The following is a 16,907-nucleotide window of genomic DNA, read 5'->3' as shown; positions in this document are numbered from 1 at the left end:
ATCCCCCATCGTTTGTTTACACCTAAATGAATACAAAAAGGCTTAAAGTTATAACCACCCCCGAATGTGGGACATGGTTTACTCTAAGCCTCATTGCTTACAGGACTACACCCTTGTAGCCTGATTATTTATTTTTTAAATGTAAACGTAACTGTTGTACCGCCGCTGTTGGACACAATTTTAAGCTTGCCTTTCAGCTTTTCCTTCACATAGCTGCGTACAATCGATAAACCTAAGCTTTTATGCGAACCTTCTTCAGCAGCAAAGCCAATGCCGTCATCAGCGACCTCCACCGTGACTAAGCCGCCTTCTAAATGTGCACTAACCTTTATCGTTCCATCTGAGCAGTCATCAAACGCATGTTCATAGCTGTTATGAAGCAATTCGCTCACGATAAGGGCAATGGCCACCGTACGATCACTGTCCAAACAAATACTTTGTGCCGCCACTGTTTGAATATCAACGGCTTGGCAGTCCACAAAGCAGCGTTGAATGTTTGCAGCTATAAGTCGGATCACATCAAGCAGGTCCACCTGTGCATCGATTTCAGTGGATAACAGCTCGTGAGTCGCCGCGATCGCAAGAACACGGCTAACGCTGTCATTTAAACATTTTTTAGCTTCGGGACTTTCGCATTGACGTCCCTGTATCCGGAGCAGCGAAGCTACCGTCTGTAAATTATTTTTGACCCGATGATGAATTTCCCGAATGGCCACCGACTTGGATACAATTTCTGCTTCCTTGTCTTTGATCTCGGTCACATCATGCAAAATAACACCTACACAAAGATCCTGCTCTTCTATAAATAACCGTTTGACCTGATAGTAACGATTTGCGGCCTTTACATCGGTCGTCAACGGACAATTCGGTGCAACCGTATGCTGCCCCATCACATCAGAGAACATCGTTTGATCAAGCGACAAATTGTCATAATGCAAGCCTTGAATATCCTCCAAATAACCAAGCTGCCGATAGTACACATCCGCTTTTTTATTTTTCAGCTTCAAGAACCCATGCTTGTCAAATACGAGAACAGCATCCTCCAACTGATTGATGATCGAGTCCTTAAAGCGCAGCATCGCAGTCAGCATCGAGGACATCTCACTATCTTCGTAGGGCGTACCCGTCACCTTAAAATGGGCTTGAATGTTGTCGCTAACATCCTTCTCGTAAATGACGACCGCAATGACACCCTCCTGGTTCTTGATCGGATAAACGGTTTGCCTGACCAGATGATTCTCCTGCGTATTGGCTACGAGCCCCTGAGACATTATACCTGTCTCCAGCGTTCTTAATACTCCAGGTTCGTTCTCACGGAGCGCCTTCTCCCCCGTAACAGAATGCAAATACAACGATTGCCTTTCTGTTGGACGGCGGTGATAAACGACGATTGCCTCGTTGGCCACAACGGACAGCACATCGATAAAGACATCGTCCTGCACCTCTGACATTTCAAAAGATTGTGCAATATTAACAATACGCTCGATGTCCGCCTCTGTTAAGCCGGTATGACGGTTACACAACTGCTCAATCTGTGCTCTAACATTAGTCATACGAGATGACGATTGTTGTTGCGATTTCGATCATTGGACACCGTCGATCCATACTTAGTTTGCGCAGCGTCTGGTAGGCTTCTTCTTCGGTACAGCCATTTTCCTTCATCAAAATTCCTTTGGCCTTTTCGACCGCCTTACGCTCTTCCATTTTCTGTGTCAGCTTGGACAAATTGTGCTCAAGCTTACGAATTTCCCTGCCTTTAGCAATCGTCACTTCAACCATAGGAATAAACGACTTCTCATCAAGCGGCTTCACCAGATAACCAAGCGCTCCGACAGCGGATGCCTTTTCAATCGTTTGTTTGTCGCTGAATGCGGTCAGCAGTACAATCCCGCCCGCCAGCTGTTCTGAAATGATTCGTTTACCCGCCTTTAGACCATCTAAAATGGGCATTTGCACATCCATGATGACCAGATCGGGCAGATGCTTTTTACATAATTCGATAGCCTCAAAACCATCGGAAGCTTCCCCTACAACATTGTAGCCCGCTTCATCTAGCATCTCACGAATATCCATCCTTGTAATAGGTTCGTCGTCGACTATTACAATTTTTCCATTCATGTGTCACGCACCTCATTGTCTGCCGTATTTGCTTGTCTCTTGTACGCCTCTTAGGAGGATGTCATTACGCTTCCAAATACTGTTGAAGCGCCTCTACGCCTACGTCCTCTATCGTGGATACCTCAAAAATCGCTTCTACACCCGCCGCCTGTAAATAGGCTCTCGCTTGTTCTACCTCTTCACGGGATTGTGCCAGTTCAACCTTAGTCACAATTCCAATTACCGGCTTGGCAAAAACAGTAGCAAAAGCGGGCGGGAAATAACTTTCTTCCTTCGTGCAATCTTGCACAAGCCCAATCACGTCTGCATCGACACTGGAAACGAGCAGCATCTTGTACAAATAACGGTTCTCGATGCACTCGCCTGGCGTATCGATCGCTTGCTCGAAGCGCTCGACAGCCTGTGTCTTCTTATAAGCAATTACCTGTCCGTGCAGCTTCTGGCACAAAGTTGTCTTACCTGAGCCTGTGCTGCCGGCAAAAATAATATTCTTCATCGCAGCTTCTTCTCCTACGTTCTCGTAATCTTCGCAGCCGAGAAGCCAATAATATGTTGTAGTCCAAGCAGGACTTCACTTACGGCCGATTCGACGGATGATACATCCCCCGTGACAACCAGTGATCCGCTGAAGCGGTCAACAAAGCCAATCTGAACGCCAGCGGCCTTCGTTGCAATATCAGCCGCAATAATGGAAGCCTCACTTGGCGTAATCGTCATAATGCCGATGGCATCCTTCGCCTCGCTGCCGAGTCCGAGCTTCTTGTAAATGTCCGGATTCGGATTTGCGATAATATGAGCCAGCGTAACCTGTTTACCAGGCACATATTCCTGAATGACTCGTTGTTTCTCTTGGTGTTGGTCCATACTCTCATCCCATCTCATGTCGATAACACTTGAAATAGCTGTAAAAAAACATAAAGACCCCTTAAAAGTTCACACGGAAATTTTAAGAAGCCTCTTCGCTTTTATTTGTATGCAACACGCCGTTGTGTTACTTTTACTATATTTTAACCTGCAAGCGTTGTCAATATCATTACATCTGAAACTTCATTCCAATTTATGATTGATACATTTTGTTCAAAATTTCAACGACGTCAGCTGCGGTAGGCACGCGTGGATTCGTAGCCGTACATCCGTCTTTTAACGCGCCTTCTGCAATAGCTCCTCGCATCTCTTCCAGCACTGAACGTTCCACGCCGCATTCTTGCAAGGTTTGCGGCATTTTTAATTGCTTCTGCAACTGCTTGATCGCTTGAATGAGACTGCGTACGCCACTTTTGGCGTTAGGTGCAGTCAATCCCAATATGCTGGCAATTTCTGCGTATCTCACTGCCGCAGCGTTGCTCTCTTCTTTACCGTAGCCTGGCTTATAATCGGCATTGTAGGCGATAACATGCGGCAGCAGCAGCGCATTCATCCGTCCGTGCGCAATTTTGAATTTGGCACCAGCCACATGTGCAATACCATGATTAAGCCCAAGCGACGTCATATTAAATGCCATCCCTGCCAGACAGGAAGCGTTGTGCATTTTCTCGCGTGCTTCCAAATCGTTGCCGTCCTGGTAAGCACGTGGCAAATAAGCAACAACAAGCTTTATCGCTTTTTCCGCCAATGCATCGGAAATATCGTTTGCTTTGGTGGACACGTAAGCTTCAATGGCATGTGTCAACACATCCATGCCTGTATCCGCCGTAATAAAGTCCGGCACACTTCTGACCAGCTCGGGGTCCAAAATGGCTTCTTGCGGCAGCATATCATCGGAAACTAAAGGATATTTAATATTTTTTGCCTTGTCGCTAATAACGGAGAACGATGTCACCTCTGAGCCCGTTCCGCTTGTAGTCGGAATTGCGACAAATGGCATGTCATGCTGATCCAGCAATTTTTGGGCAAACAGCTTCATAGCCTTAGCAGCATCAATGGCAGAGCCACCGCCAATAGCAATCATCAAATCGGCTTGAAACGCACCCAGCGCTTCTACACCCTCTGTCACAATTTCTACAGGAGGGTCCGGAACGATATTACTAAAAATGTATTGTTCGTTGCTGTCATGCAAACGTTCGAACAGCAAGTTAATCATCCCCGACTTCACCATAAACGGATCTGTGACAACGAAAATCCGTCTATTTCTCCACTCCGTCAGACGATCCAGTGCACCTTGCCCCAGATAAATGTCCGTTTTCATTGAAATTTTGTCCATGTAAGGCACCTCCATGTCATTAGTCAACACAAAAAAAGAGACCTTCAAAGGGATACATTCCCTTCAAAAGCCTCTTTGCTTGTATTATTATGTGCACGCCATTGTGCAGCAATCATTAAATTGTCTATCTCAACTGTACACTGTCAGACCGATATTCGTCAACCGATTGTCGACTGCGATGCAGCAGCATACAGGTGATCTCGTATAAAAAAGGGACATGCACACCGTTGTGCACCTTGTTCTTCTGCCTTGAAGAACCTCCCGCGTGACAAACTATACACCATTGTACAGGTTCGGCGGCGAGCACCTGGCTTTGCTGACAGCAGTGTCAGCAGCCTGCTTACAACGTAAAAAAGCCTAGTGAGGCAATTGTCACTAGACTTGTAAACCAGTCACTTTCGCCTCGAAATGACTAGCCAGACAAAGTTACTAGGCAAACGACCTGACTTAAGATCGAATACTCGATCTATTACAGTGGCGGGACCGTGTTGGATTTGCACCAAACTTCCATTACCTATAACTTTTTCTATTGTACATGACGTGAATGGGCGTCCATTCGACATTATTATAGCACAATCCAACAGATTGGCAAGATGTAATAAAAAGAAGTGTAACTCAACAATTTTTTAAAGATCAATCCAGCATCAAATTCACTTCCCCTGTTCTGCCTCTCTGTGCGATCGTCATATGAATAAGGAGACAACCTTCTTGAATCGAAGATCAGATGAGAAAGGAGATTTGATGTGGATGCTGCTGTATTGATGCGCATTTGGCGTGGAAGCTGGGTGACCTTTTTACTTATCGCTGGTTTCATAGGCAGTTATTTGATTTTGCCGCTTATTTACCCATTTTTGTTCGCATGGCTTATTGCATTGATGTTAAATCCACTCGTCAACGGCATGACGGATAAGCTGCGTATTCCACGTTGGCTCAGTGTTACACTAGCTTTAACAGTATTTATTGCTGGTATGCTCACTGTAGCAGCAGCTGTTGTAACACGTATCATCAAAGAAATCATTACATTGTCACAGACAATTCAAAAATATTTGGAAGTATGGCGGTCAATTTTTATAAATCTGGTAGACAATGAAGAGGTCCAATCGTTTATAAGAACGATTAATTCCTTATATGTGGACAATCCAAACATCCAAGATACAATTAATAGCAACATTAAAAAAACAACGGAAACCGTTACTGATACGATCACCTATTTAGTAAGCAGTATTCTGAATGGAATCGTCCTCTTCTTATCCAGCCTGCCTAACATCGCTACTATTTCGGTCGTGGTCTTACTGGCAGCCTTTTTTATTAGTAAGGATTGGAAAAGGTGGCTCATTATCGCTTCTGATCTTATACCGGAACGTGTTCGCAAGCCGATTCGTACGATTTGGTCCGATTTAAAAAAAGCATTGTTTGGGTACTTACGGGCCCAATTTATCCTTATTACTATTACGGCTGTTGTTGTTATTACTGGACTCCTGATCATTCAGGTTGAGTACGCCGTGACGATTGGTCTTTTAATTGGCTTTGTGGATCTGCTGCCGTATCTTGGCGTCGGGGCTGTCATGGTACCTTGGATTGCGTACTGTTTCTTGACCGGAAGTGCGTCAACAGGGGTTGGTCTCTCTATTTTATACGGTATCGTCCTCGTTGCACGCCAAATTATCGAGCCGAAGGTACTTGCTTCTAGCGTAGGTCTTGATCCTTTGGCTACACTTATCGCTATGTTTATCGGATTAAAAATGTTTGGTGTGCTCGGGATTATTATCGGTCCCGTTTCACTCGTATTTATTTCGGCTATTTACCGTGCGCACGTGTTCCGCGATTTACGGAACTACATCATGACAGGTAGGCGATAGCCACCATTTTCAAAGTATTGTGTGCATTCGCATGCTTATAGAGGCACGAAGGACCTCAACACCCACGGTTCGGTAGGAATTGAGGTCCTCTTTCAGCAGTATCCGATAATATTTAATCTCAAGCAATAATCTAAATGTAGCGTACAAGAGCAAGAAACCGTCACAAACGGCGAAAGGTGATAAATTCACCGTTCTTCATCTTTTTCTCAATCCATTTTAACAAATAGTAACGGTAGATGGGACGTGTTAACGGAAATACAAGTGTAAAGCCAATAATATCTGTAAAGAAACCGGGCGTTATTAGTAATACGCCACCCGCCAGTATACATAGACCGTCGATCATGACGCGCCCTGGCACTTGCCCTGCCTGCATCTGCTGCCGTGCGTCCTGTAGCACCTGTCTACCTTCGTAACGAGCGACTACAGCACCAACAACTCCTGTCAGCAATATTAAAAGTAGTGTGTTCCAGCCCCCGACCCAACCGCTCATCAGGACAAATCCGTAAATTTCAAGCGCTGGTATAAGCGTTAATACAACAAGTAACCATAACATGTCCATTCCACCTTTCCAAACTGCCTCCCACGCCCACGCTCGGACAAACTAGCTGCTCGTTGCAGGTAAAGCTTTTAACTCCTGCAGCAGCTTCCATATGTCGGGTTGAGCTCGATCAAATCTGGTCAGATGCCAGTCCCCGTTCACCCATGCATGTGTTGTCCCGCCTTGCACGAGCAATTCCCCCGTCGGTTCACTGATCCATCCGTTACCACTAAGCTCATCTGCGAGAGATTGCTGCACACGACAGACTACAGATTGAAATGCCATCCGAATCGGACTACAGTCCTGAAGCCGCGTGTATACAGCAACCTGATCATCATATACAGCAGGCTGCTTGTATGACACTTGCAAATCTGTGACTGGCAATAACAGCCCCTCTGTCTCTAAATCTTTATAATTAATACCTAACGATCTTATCCATTCTGTACGTCCAACTTCGAACCAGGTTACATAATTGCCGTGGAATACGACACGCATACTATCTGTCTCTTGATAACGTACACGAAGCACATGCCCGTACCACGGTGTTAGCGCTGATGGACAGGCAGCTAATTTAGGCTCTGGCAACCCAATTTCCCCTCTTTCGAATACAACAAAAGCAATGGTATAAACCATTGCTCTTGTGTCTTTATATTAGCCAAATGGCTTCCTTGCGAAAGATGACTATTTGCAGCTTGTGCCGATTTGCGTTACTTTAACCAGGTTAGTGGAGCCTGCGCATCCAACTGGAACACCTGCCGTAATCACAACAAGATCGCCTTCAGTTACAAGACCTGTATGAAGTCCGCCTTTAAGTGCTACATCAAACATTTCGTCTGTGTTCGTAGCTGGCTGACCTTTAACAGGCACTACACCCCAAGTCAATGCCATCGCACGCATCACTTGCTCAGATGCAGTTACAGCAATGATTGGTGCTTTAGGACGATACTTGGACACCATACGAGCTGTATAACCCGTTTGAGTGGACGTGATGATCGCTTTTGCGTCCAGATCCAATGCAGAGTTAGCTACAGCTTGGCTGATCGCATCCGTTACCGTTACCTGTTGTTTCAAGCTTTGTTTAGTCAAAATCTCACGGTACTCCAATGCAGATTCTGCTTTCTCAGCGATACGGGACATCGTTAATACGGATTCTACTGGATATTTACCAGCAGCCGTTTCACCGGACAACATAATTGCATCTGTGCCGTCAAAAATTGCATTTGCTACGTCACTTGCTTCTGCGCGTGTTGGACGCGGGTTGCGTTGCATGGAATCCAACATTTGTGTTGCTGTAACTACCGGCTTGCCAGCCAAATTACATTTTTGAATCATCAGCTTTTGAGCCAATGGTACATCTTCAGCTGGAATTTCAACACCAAGGTCGCCGCGGGCAACCATCAGGCCGTCCGACACTTCCAAAATTTCATCCAAGTTGTCAACGCCTTCTTGGTTTTCAATTTTGGAGATGATTTGAATGTTTTCGCCGTTGTGCTCTTTGAGCAGCTTGCGAATTTCCATTACGTCACTTGCTTTACGAACGAAGGAAGCCGCGATAAAATCAACGCCTTGCTCAATACCAAAACGGATATCGCTAGCATCTTTCTCCGTAATACCTGGCAAGGAAATGCTTACGCCAGGTACGTTAACGCCTTTTTTGCTCTTAATGGTACCACCGTTTACAATCTTACACTTGATTTCAGTGCCTTGAATGTCAACAACAGTTAATCCGATCAAACCATCATCGATCAAGATTGTGGAACCGACTTCAACATCTTGCGGCAACTCGTTATATGTAACCGAAATACGGTCTTTGTCCCCAAGAATTTCTTCAGTCGTCAACGTTACGAATTCGTCTTGAACAAGCTCGATTGGCTCTACAGCCAACTTGCCTGTACGAATCTCAGGACCTTTAGTGTCCAACAGAATCGCAACAGTTTTGTTTAATTCTTTGGAAGCTTGACGGATGTTCGTAATACGGTTGCCATGCTCTTCAAAGTCGCCGTGAGAGAAGTTCAAACGTGCAACATTCATGCCGGCCATAATCAATTGCTTTAACTTGTCCAAAGACTCGCTGGAAGGACCGATGGTACATACAATTCTAGTTTTGCGCATTCTGGGTTTCCTCCAATTATTGGGCTCTCTAGTATCTCTAAAACATCTACAATTCTTAATGGTTCTCAACTAATTAATTTACTATAACGTGCGGCATTTGTATATGAGGATCATCATATTATAAAGTTTTACCAATTTCATGCACGCTTATATAAGATTATTGTTAGCTGAGATCCACCGTTGCAAACTTGCCAATTTTGCGGAATTTGTTGTAACGATCTTCACGCAGCTCGTCCGCAGACATCTCCATCAACTCGGACAAGTGCTTGCAAAGCGCCACCTTTACACTTGCAGCCGTTTCCGCAATATTCTTATGTGCACCACCTGGCGGTTCAGGGATAATACCTTCAATAACTTCCATCTCCAGCAGGTCGTCTCCTGTAATCTTCATCGCTTCGGCAGCTTGATCCGCCTTGGATGCATCTTTCCACAAGATGGAAGCTGCTCCATTCGGTGAAATAACCGAATAAATGGCATTTTCCAGCATGAGCACTCGGTTACCTACGCCAAGTGCAAGCGCACCGCCGCTGCCCCCTTCACCAATGACAACACACACGACAGGCACGCCAAGCATAGCCATATCCCGCAAATTGCGGGCGATAGCCTCTGATTGGCCTCGTTCTTCGGCTGTATTGCCTGGGTATGCGCCCTTTGTATCAATAAATGTAATAATCGGACGCTTAAACTTGTCTGCTTGCTGCATAAGGCGGAGTGCCTTACGGAAACCTTCCGGATGAGGACTGCCAAAGAAGCGTGCAATGTTCTCCTTTGTATCTTTACCGCGTTGATGTCCTATAACCGTCACCGATAAGCCATTCAGACGGGCAAGTCCGCCAACGATGGCAAGATCGTCACCATACAAGCGATCACCATGTAATTCAACAAAATCAGTAAAAATATGAGATATAAAATCAAGCGTCGTTGGACGCTGGTGATGGCGTGCAAGATGCATCTTCTGTGAGGGAGAAATATTCATGTAGATCTCCTCCGCTATCTTCTGATAACGTTCTTCGAGGCGTGCGATCTCCTCCGAAAAATCAATATGCTTCTCTTCCCCGAATCGCTTTAGCTCTGCAATCTTCTGCTTCAGCTCGACTAACGGCTGCTCGAATGAAAGTTCACCCTTCATGGGACATCTCTCCTTTCACCGTATGCAATTCGATAAGTTTCGTAAGCGATTGACGCAAATCTTTGCGTGCGATAACCAAATCCAATTGGCCGTGCTTCAAATTAAACTCGGCTGTCTGGAATTCATCAGAGAGCTTCTGACGGATGGTCTGCTCAATCACGATGCGACCTGCAAAGCCAAATGCTGCCCCTGGCTCGGCCACGATAATATCACCCAGCATGGCAAAACTAGCGGATACACCGCCATACGTAGGGTCTGTAATGACAGAAATAAATAAACCACCTTGATCTTGGAACTTGGCTATTGCCGCGCTTGTCTTCGCCATCTGCATCAAGCTAAGAATACCTTCTTGCATACGTGCTCCGCCTGATGTGGAGAATATAAGAAGCGGATACTGTTTTAGCATCGCCATCTCAACTGCTCTTGTTACTTTCTCCCCTACAACAGATCCCATGCTGCCGCTGAAGAAGTCAAAGCTCATCACGGCTACCACTACCGGAAAGCCACCAATTGTTCCTTCTCCCGTCACTACAGCTTCCGAGAGATCAGACTTGCTTTGCTGCTGTTCCAGCTTCTTTGTGTAGCCAGGAAAATTTAGCGGGTCCTCTGGCACGATGTCGATGTCGAATTCAAAGAAACGACCCTCGTCCAATGTCATTTGGATGCGCTCGTAAGCACTAAGCCGCATATGATGTCCGCATTCAGAACATACTTTGAGGTTCTTTTCAAGCTCTTTATAATACTGAATGTTGCCGCACTTGGGGCATTTGTTCATTATACCTTCAGGTATTTCACGCTTAGGTCGATTATCATCACGCACGGAAGGAACCGTTGCATACTTTTTCTTTTTCTGAAACAAGTCTTTGAACACCCGTTACACCTCTTTGAGCGTGATAGTCTGCTTTAGACGCCAACGAACCGAAGCTTGTCCATTGTCACAAGCCGTTCGTATGATATCCAGACAACAAAAAGCGGCTGTCTGAACCTTGTTGCGTTCATCAAGCAGCCGTATTACGCATGCAGAATCGAATTAAGAACTTCTTGTACTTCTTCTACCTCACCGGAAGGCACCAGCACTTCAAATTGCTGCTTGGAAAGATGAATGGGACGTACTCGAATAAGGAATCCCTCTTCCGTCAATCTTGCAAGTATCATGTCTGCGATTTTGGCAGTCGGAGCGATGTAGATAACCGTCCACATTCGCGGAGACCCCCCTAACGTTCCAATAGAGCTGTGTATAATGCCATTATGATAACATAATTGTCATTTTCATAGCAACCAAATCCATGACGCAAGTAGCACTCCCCACAAAATTCCATCTCTTGATTTCGACGCCAAATGGCCTCCAACGCCTTGTTTCATGCCTAATTCAGCTCGGTATGTCACGTATAAATTATTTTTTACGAATAAAATATGAAGATTTTTGTGAATATGAATCAATGAAGGTGAAGTGAAGACATCTCACAGCGGGAGTATGATAAGCTCAGCACTACTGGGAATGTCTTAACTGAGGATCTGCTGACAGATTATCGTGATCTGATAAATGCAATCTAACTATCCACACGATCAATCGTATCGTATATGGTAGCTTTTGTGTCCTGATGTGCGATCCGCGACGAAGCTGCCGCTGCAATACCCGCCACCAGGTCGTCCAAAAAGACATGGATTTGTTGTTGATGATTGTTTAAATGTCGAAGAACACCTATTTTGGTTTTATCTAAATAACCAAAGCTTGTCAAGCCAATCGTCCCATATACCCCCGTAATACCTAGCGCCAACGTCTCATCCACACCATATAACGATTCATCTGCCTCCAGCATGGATTGCAAAGGTTCAGGCAATTGTTTCCGTTCAGCCATTACGTCTAATGCAATACCTGTCATTAACGTATATTGTACCTCACGCTTGTGAAGCACCGCCTTCACGCTTTCCAAACAATCTTCCACCTTTAATGTCGCATTGTAAGGCTTTTGTAGCTCAAATGCAATCTCAGCTATCGAAAGCAGTGATACCCCACGTTGTTCCAGCCACTGCGCTGCTGCATCATAGGTCACAGGCGCTCCCTCCATTCTCCCGATACGACAGTCTTGTCTTCTCATATAGGGTGTATCTACATGATATGCGGAAGGTGTAGGAAGGGTGAATAGCTTTACGAAAAAATAATGTAACATCCATGAAAACAAGAAGATTGTATCCGTCTTATTCGCATTCCAAACGGCTAACACCTGAGAACGGAGTTAGCCGCTTGACTTGATTCACTAGCGTACACGAACACTTCCTTCGCCTAGCATCGTCTCTACGCGCCGGAACAGCTCAGGTGAAGGCTTGACCCCATAAGCGCTGCTCAAAGCCCGCAGCTGCTGCTCGCGTTCGTAGAAGAGCACGGTCGAGAGCGGTCCCGGGTGCGCTTGAATGAGCTGCTTCAGCTCATTCAACAGCTCCGGCCGTTCATGGTCGGCCGTGATCTTGATGTACACGCGCTGGCTCTGCTTCGCGCGTGTGTCGTCACGCGCAGGCAAAGCCGCGCGTGAAGCCGCCTGCGGCGCTGGCGCGGGCTGCATCGCAGCAGCGCCAGTCTCCGCCCCGCGCACGTTTGCGGTGCGCGTGGACGGGGCGGACGTGCCGCTAGTCGCTTGGGCGGCGGCACGGGAAGAGCCGCGGCTGCGCCCGGCCGCGCCAGCGTCACGGCGCGCACGAGCGCGGCCCGCAAGCTGCGAGACCGCTTGCGGTTCCAATGGTGCAACTTCATGCGCCAGAAGCTTAAAGTCGTCATCCTGCTGCTGCACCTTCGCAAGCACGGCTACAAGCGCTCCTTTGGTGATTAGTGGCTTGGCCCGCCGCCATACTTCAGGAAATAATACAACCTCAGTTCGCTCGATCCGATCTTCCAACCCGATAAAAGCCATAGGCTTGCCCTTCTTTGTCATAATGACTCGCTCGGATACGACCATACCTGCCACGACGCAATCACTCTCATCCACTGCGTCGTGCAAGTCTACAATACGATCCGTGTCAGAACGCTCCAGCAGTTCCACGTAATCATCAAGCGGATGTCCAGATAAGTACATCCCGAGCAGTTCCCTCTCCAATTCTAGCTGCTGCGTCATCGTAAAAGGTTGCACGTTCGGATAATCGATGGCCCGGTTGTTTACCTCTACAAAATTAAACAATTGGATTTGTAAATCTTCACGTTCCTTGCGCCACTTCGCTGCCGCTTCAAGCGTCTCATCAAGCATTGCCAGCAGTTGCGCCCGGTGACCTGGCAAGCTGTCCATCGCTCCTGCTTGAATAAGGGATTCAATTACTCGCCGGTTGCACACCCGCAAATCCACTCGTTTACAAAAATCAAGCAGATCTTGATACGGCTGCTCTACTCGTTCGCGAATGATGCTCTCAATCGCCGTCGTTCCAACATTTTTGATTGCTGCCAGACCAAACCGAATCGCATCAGAACCAGGTGTAAACGTAACGTTGCTCTCATTAATATCTGGCGGCAACACTCCAATGCTTGCCCGTCTGCAATCCTCAATATATTCAGCCGTCTTACGATGGTTGCCCATATTAGCGGTCAGCATGGACGCCATAAATTCTGTCGGGTAATGTGTCTTCAAGTACGCCGTCTGAAATGCCAACACACCATACGCTGCCGCATGTGCACGCGGGAAACCGTAATCAGCAAATCGTACGATCATATCATAAACATGATTCGCTTCTTCTTCCGTGTAACCTTGTCGAAGGCTGCCCTCTACAAAATGAGTACGCTCCTGATCAAGCACTTCACGCTTCTTCTTAGAAACTGCTCGCCGAAGCAAATCGGACTCCCCAAGTGAGAAACCCGCCATTCGGGAAGCAATATGCATAATCTGTTCTTGATACACAATAATCCCGTAAGTATCCTTTAAAATCGGCTCCAGATCAGGATGAGGGTATGTCACCGGCTTACGACCATGCTTGCTTTGAATAAAATTCGGAATAAACTCCATCGGGCCTGGGCGATAGAGCGCCAAGACGGACACAATATCCTCAAAGCCGGAAGGCTTCAGCTCGCGTAATACTTTACGAACCCCTGCTGACTCCAACTGAAACAAGCCGGTTGTATCGCCCCGTCCAAGCAGTTCATAGGTTCGTTCGTCTTGGTCATTAATACGATTCAAGTCAAGTGTCTCGCCCGACTTGGCCTTGATCCATGCGAGCGTACGCTCAATAATCGACAACGTACGCAAGCCTAGAAAATCCATCTTCAGCATACCGATGGCTTCCAGATGCTCCATCGAGTACTGTGTTAATGCAGTATGCTCCGTACCAGCTTGTAACGGCACAAAGTGCGGCAGCGGTTCGGGCGCAATAACGACCCCTGCTGCATGCGTAGAGGCATGTCGCGGCATCCCCTCAACTTTGATCGCCATCTCAATTAGTTCGCGAATACGAGGCTCTTTCTCGCACCACTCACGTAGTTCGTTGCTAACTCTCATCGCTTCCGTAAGCGTCATGCCAAGCTGATTCGGAATGAGCTTCGCAGCGCGGTCCGTATCGCCATAGGATACGTTCAGCGCACGCCCCACGTCTCTTACCGCTGCCCTTGCGGCCATTGTCCCAAACGTTATTATTTGCGCAACACGGTCATGTCCGTACTTGTCAGATACGTATTGAATAACCTCATCTCTGCGCTCATCGTTAAAGTCGATGTCAATATCCGGCATCGTAATCCGTTCTGGATTAAGAAACCGTTCAAACAGCAGCTTATGCTTCAACGGATCGACGTTCGTAATCTTGAGCGTGTACGCCACAAGACTGCCCGCAGAAGAACCCCTTCCAGGTCCCGTCATGATCCCTGCTTCATGTGCATAGCGAATAAAGTCCCACACAATTAAAAAATAGTCAGAGAAGCCCATCTGCTCAATCGTGCCGAGTTCAAAAGCAAGCCGTTCACGAGCCGTCTGGACAAAGGCATCTTCTTCCCATTCGGGTAAGTGCTCATAGCGCTCTAACAACCCTTGCTCGCACAGTTCACGCAAATATTGGCCTGCGGCAAGACCTTGCGGCAGCGGCTGAAACTCCGGCAGCACCGAATGCCCGAATTCCAACTCCACGTGGCAAGCATCCGCAATTCGACTTGTATTGTGTATCGCCTCTGGCACATGCGCAAACAAGGCGTTCATTTGCACGCCGCTCTTAAAATAAAGCTGATTAGATGCTATACGCAGTCGCGTCTCATCCTCTACCGTCTTGCCCGTACCGATACAGATAAGCACATCCTGCATCGCCGCGTCTTCTTCCTCTATATAATGAACATCGTTCGTACATACCAACGGAATATCAAGCTCGCGAGCCATTTCTATCAAGCCCATGTTTACTTTCTTCTGCTCCACTAGGCCGTGATCCTGAAGCTCCAAATAAAAATCGTCTTTAAATATATCTTTATATCTTAATGCAGCTTCTCGTGCTTCCTCCTTGCGGTCATGCAGCACGTGCTGTGAAACTTCGCTGCCCAAGCATGCGCTGGTACAAATAAGGCCTTCACTATATGCTCGAAGTGTGTCCATATCTACACGCGGCTTATAATGAAATCCTTCCAGATGGGCGGTGCTTGATATCTTCATTAAATTCTGGTAGCCCTGCATCGACTTAGCCAACAAAATAAGATGATAGATCGGTTGATCCTTGCGCGACAACCGCTCACTCAAGGCGCCTGTCGTCACATATGCTTCCATTCCGATAATCGGCTTGATTCCGTGCTTCTGGCACGCCCGATAAAAGGCAATCGTGCCGTACATAACGCCGTGGTCGGTAAGGGCAAGCGCCTTCATGCCATTCGCCGCTGCCCGCTCCACTAACGATTCAATACGTGCAGCTCCATCCAGCAAACTGTACTCGCTGTGCACGTGCAGATGCACAAATTCATTCATGCGCTTCACTCCATTCCATTTCCGTGTAACTTTTCATATCAGGGTTTGTTTAACCGAACATACTTTCGTCTTTCATTGTATCATATTTTGAGCTAGAAAACCTATACATGTACAAGGGGCTAGTTTGTCCATTGCCTTTACTTTACACAAAAGAAAGGGGCATCACGATGGGAACCTTTTTGTCTAAAGCTATCATCGACTTTGGTATCGCATTTGGTGTCGTGCTTGGCGGCTCGCTGCTTGGTGGTATCGCAAGTGTTATCGCTCTGCAATCTCCTGCCGAGACGATGAAACATATTGCAGATCATATCAAAATATGGGCTATCGTCGTTGCTGTCGGCGGAACGATTGACCCGCTGCGTGTCATTGAGTCTAATTTTTGGGTCGGAAACTTGTCGCCTGTATTTAAACAGCTAATGTTTATACTCGTTTCATTTCTAGGCGCGCATCTGGGCACGGAACTTATCCAGTGGATGTGCAGGACAAGGGGGTGAGCAGCATGCACCCGCGCAACTGGATTCGTGATGGAGCCGTCATACTTGTAGGTATGATTGTAGGGGCTTGCGTCTATCATGCCATCTTTATGCATCAGGTAGATGAACTAGTTATGCGGAATCTTGACCTACAGGACCAGCTTTCTCATTTTCGCTCTGAAAATGAGGACCTGCTCCGCTACAAAAATCGAGCTACTGTTATTAAAAGTATTTCCATTCACATTTATGGCCCAGGCAGTAAAGATGACATTCCTCAATCAGATGAGACGGAGCTTCGAAAACGGTTATCCCATGATCTCGCCGGACTTAAAGGACGCAACGTCTTTCAGATTGACGAGTATGCCAAACTGGTGGAAGGCCTGTTGACACGCAAACTTTACACAGATATTCAAGCACGTGACTATACAGTCTCTTTGCGTACGATGCTTGTGACCGAAGGCGTGCTTCATGTGTGGGTGGATGTTAAGTCTCATGTGCCTGCCGCACCCTAACAACAGGTTCAGTTGATACTGCTTGCAACGTCAAGCGTTCGTGTACCCTTGTTAAGGGAC

Annotated in this window: 16 protein-coding genes and 1 riboswitch; of the genes, 3 read left to right on the top strand and 13 right to left on the bottom strand. The window is 46.8% G+C overall.

From position 1 onward, the window contains the following. Positions 1–128 precede the first annotated feature (128 nt). From H509_RS0117210 to H509_RS0117190, 5 genes are all read right to left on the bottom strand, one after another. A complete protein-coding gene (locus tag H509_RS0117210; RefSeq protein WP_028546179.1) occupies positions 129–1,553 on the bottom strand; it encodes a sensor histidine kinase in 1,425 nt (474 codons plus the stop codon). Further along, entirely contained in the window at positions 1,546–2,118 is a 573-nt protein-coding gene (locus H509_RS0117205; RefSeq protein WP_028546178.1) for an ANTAR domain-containing response regulator, read from the bottom strand. The genes H509_RS0117210 and H509_RS0117205 overlap by 8 nt, the downstream gene beginning before the upstream one ends. A gap of 64 nt (positions 2,119–2,182) precedes the next feature. Further along, positions 2,183–2,614, bottom strand: a complete 432-nt coding sequence (locus H509_RS0117200) for a EutP/PduV family microcompartment system protein (protein WP_028546177.1) — start codon at positions 2,612–2,614, stop codon at positions 2,183–2,185. A gap of 14 nt (positions 2,615–2,628) precedes the next feature. Beyond that, the gene (locus H509_RS0117195; protein WP_028546176.1) at positions 2,629–2,982 is read right to left on the bottom strand and encodes a BMC domain-containing protein; all 354 of its coding nucleotides are present in this window, start codon (positions 2,980–2,982) and stop codon (positions 2,629–2,631) included. 193 nt (positions 2,983–3,175) lie between these two features. Then, positions 3,176–4,318 carry a 1-propanol dehydrogenase PduQ gene (locus H509_RS0117190; RefSeq protein WP_028546175.1) on the bottom strand — a complete coding sequence of 381 codons (1,143 nt, stop codon included), beginning with the start codon at positions 4,316–4,318 and terminating at the stop codon, positions 3,176–3,178. Positions 4,319–4,701: 383 nt separating this feature from the next. Beyond that, a riboswitch (adenosylcobalamin (AdoCbl) riboswitch) is annotated at positions 4,702–4,853 on the bottom strand. Positions 4,854–5,061: 208 nt separating this feature from the next. Here H509_RS0117190 and ytvI point away from each other — a divergent pair. Continuing rightward, on the top strand, positions 5,062–6,177 hold the full coding sequence (gene ytvI, locus H509_RS0117185; RefSeq protein ID WP_028546174.1) for a sporulation integral membrane protein YtvI: 1,116 nt from the start codon (positions 5,062–5,064) through the stop codon (positions 6,175–6,177). A 160-nt stretch (positions 6,178–6,337) separates the two neighbouring features. Here ytvI and H509_RS0117180 read toward each other — a convergent pair whose 3' ends face one another. From H509_RS0117180 to H509_RS0117145, 8 genes are all read right to left on the bottom strand, one after another. Then, positions 6,338–6,730: an FxsA family protein gene (locus H509_RS0117180; protein WP_036697678.1), complete on the bottom strand. Its 393-nt coding sequence runs from the start codon at positions 6,728–6,730 to the stop codon at positions 6,338–6,340. A 48-nt stretch (positions 6,731–6,778) separates the two neighbouring features. Continuing rightward, positions 6,779–7,300 (bottom strand): acyl-CoA thioesterase, encoded by a 522-nt coding sequence (locus tag H509_RS0117175; RefSeq protein WP_036698007.1) that lies wholly within the window; start codon positions 7,298–7,300, stop codon positions 6,779–6,781. A 96-nt stretch (positions 7,301–7,396) separates the two neighbouring features. After that, the gene (pyk, locus tag H509_RS0117170; RefSeq protein WP_028546171.1) at positions 7,397–8,827 is read right to left on the bottom strand and encodes a pyruvate kinase; all 1,431 of its coding nucleotides are present in this window, start codon (positions 8,825–8,827) and stop codon (positions 7,397–7,399) included. 163 nt (positions 8,828–8,990) lie between these two features. Further along, positions 8,991–9,956: an acetyl-CoA carboxylase carboxyltransferase subunit alpha gene (locus tag H509_RS0117165; RefSeq protein WP_028546170.1), complete on the bottom strand. Its 966-nt coding sequence runs from the start codon at positions 9,954–9,956 to the stop codon at positions 8,991–8,993. Beyond that, the gene (accD, locus tag H509_RS0117160) at positions 9,946–10,827 is read right to left on the bottom strand and encodes an acetyl-CoA carboxylase, carboxyltransferase subunit beta (protein ID WP_028546169.1); all 882 of its coding nucleotides are present in this window, start codon (positions 10,825–10,827) and stop codon (positions 9,946–9,948) included. Before accD ends, H509_RS0117165 begins: the two co-directional genes overlap by 11 nt. 140 nt (positions 10,828–10,967) lie before the next feature. Beyond that, the gene (locus H509_RS0117155) at positions 10,968–11,156 is read right to left on the bottom strand and encodes a hypothetical protein (protein WP_028546168.1); all 189 of its coding nucleotides are present in this window, start codon (positions 11,154–11,156) and stop codon (positions 10,968–10,970) included. A 350-nt stretch (positions 11,157–11,506) separates the two neighbouring features. Continuing rightward, entirely contained in the window at positions 11,507–12,055 is a 549-nt protein-coding gene (locus tag H509_RS0117150; RefSeq protein ID WP_084159246.1) for a phosphatidylglycerophosphatase A family protein, read from the bottom strand. A gap of 159 nt (positions 12,056–12,214) precedes the next feature. Continuing rightward, positions 12,215–15,862 carry a DNA polymerase III subunit alpha gene (locus tag H509_RS0117145; RefSeq protein WP_028546166.1) on the bottom strand — a complete coding sequence of 1,216 codons (3,648 nt, stop codon included), beginning with the start codon at positions 15,860–15,862 and terminating at the stop codon, positions 12,215–12,217. A gap of 167 nt (positions 15,863–16,029) precedes the next feature. On the opposite strand from H509_RS0117145, the gene H509_RS0117140 reads away from it, so the two are divergent. Both H509_RS0117140 and H509_RS0117135 read left to right on the top strand, forming a co-directional pair. Then, positions 16,030–16,356, top strand: a complete 327-nt coding sequence (locus H509_RS0117140) for a YtrH family sporulation protein (RefSeq protein ID WP_028546165.1) — start codon at positions 16,030–16,032, stop codon at positions 16,354–16,356. A gap of 5 nt (positions 16,357–16,361) precedes the next feature. Further along, positions 16,362–16,847, top strand: a complete 486-nt coding sequence (locus H509_RS0117135) for a sporulation membrane protein YtrI (RefSeq protein ID WP_157277775.1) — start codon at positions 16,362–16,364, stop codon at positions 16,845–16,847. Positions 16,848–16,907: the final 60 nt, after the last annotated feature.

The sequence above is a fragment of the Paenibacillus taiwanensis DSM 18679 genome, from assembly GCF_000425125.1.
Lineage (GTDB): Bacteria > Bacillota > Bacilli > Paenibacillales > Paenibacillaceae > Paenibacillus_B > Paenibacillus_B taiwanensis.
The sequence above is the reverse complement of the archived record's forward strand: the minus strand, read 5'-3'. Positions and strand labels throughout refer to the sequence as shown.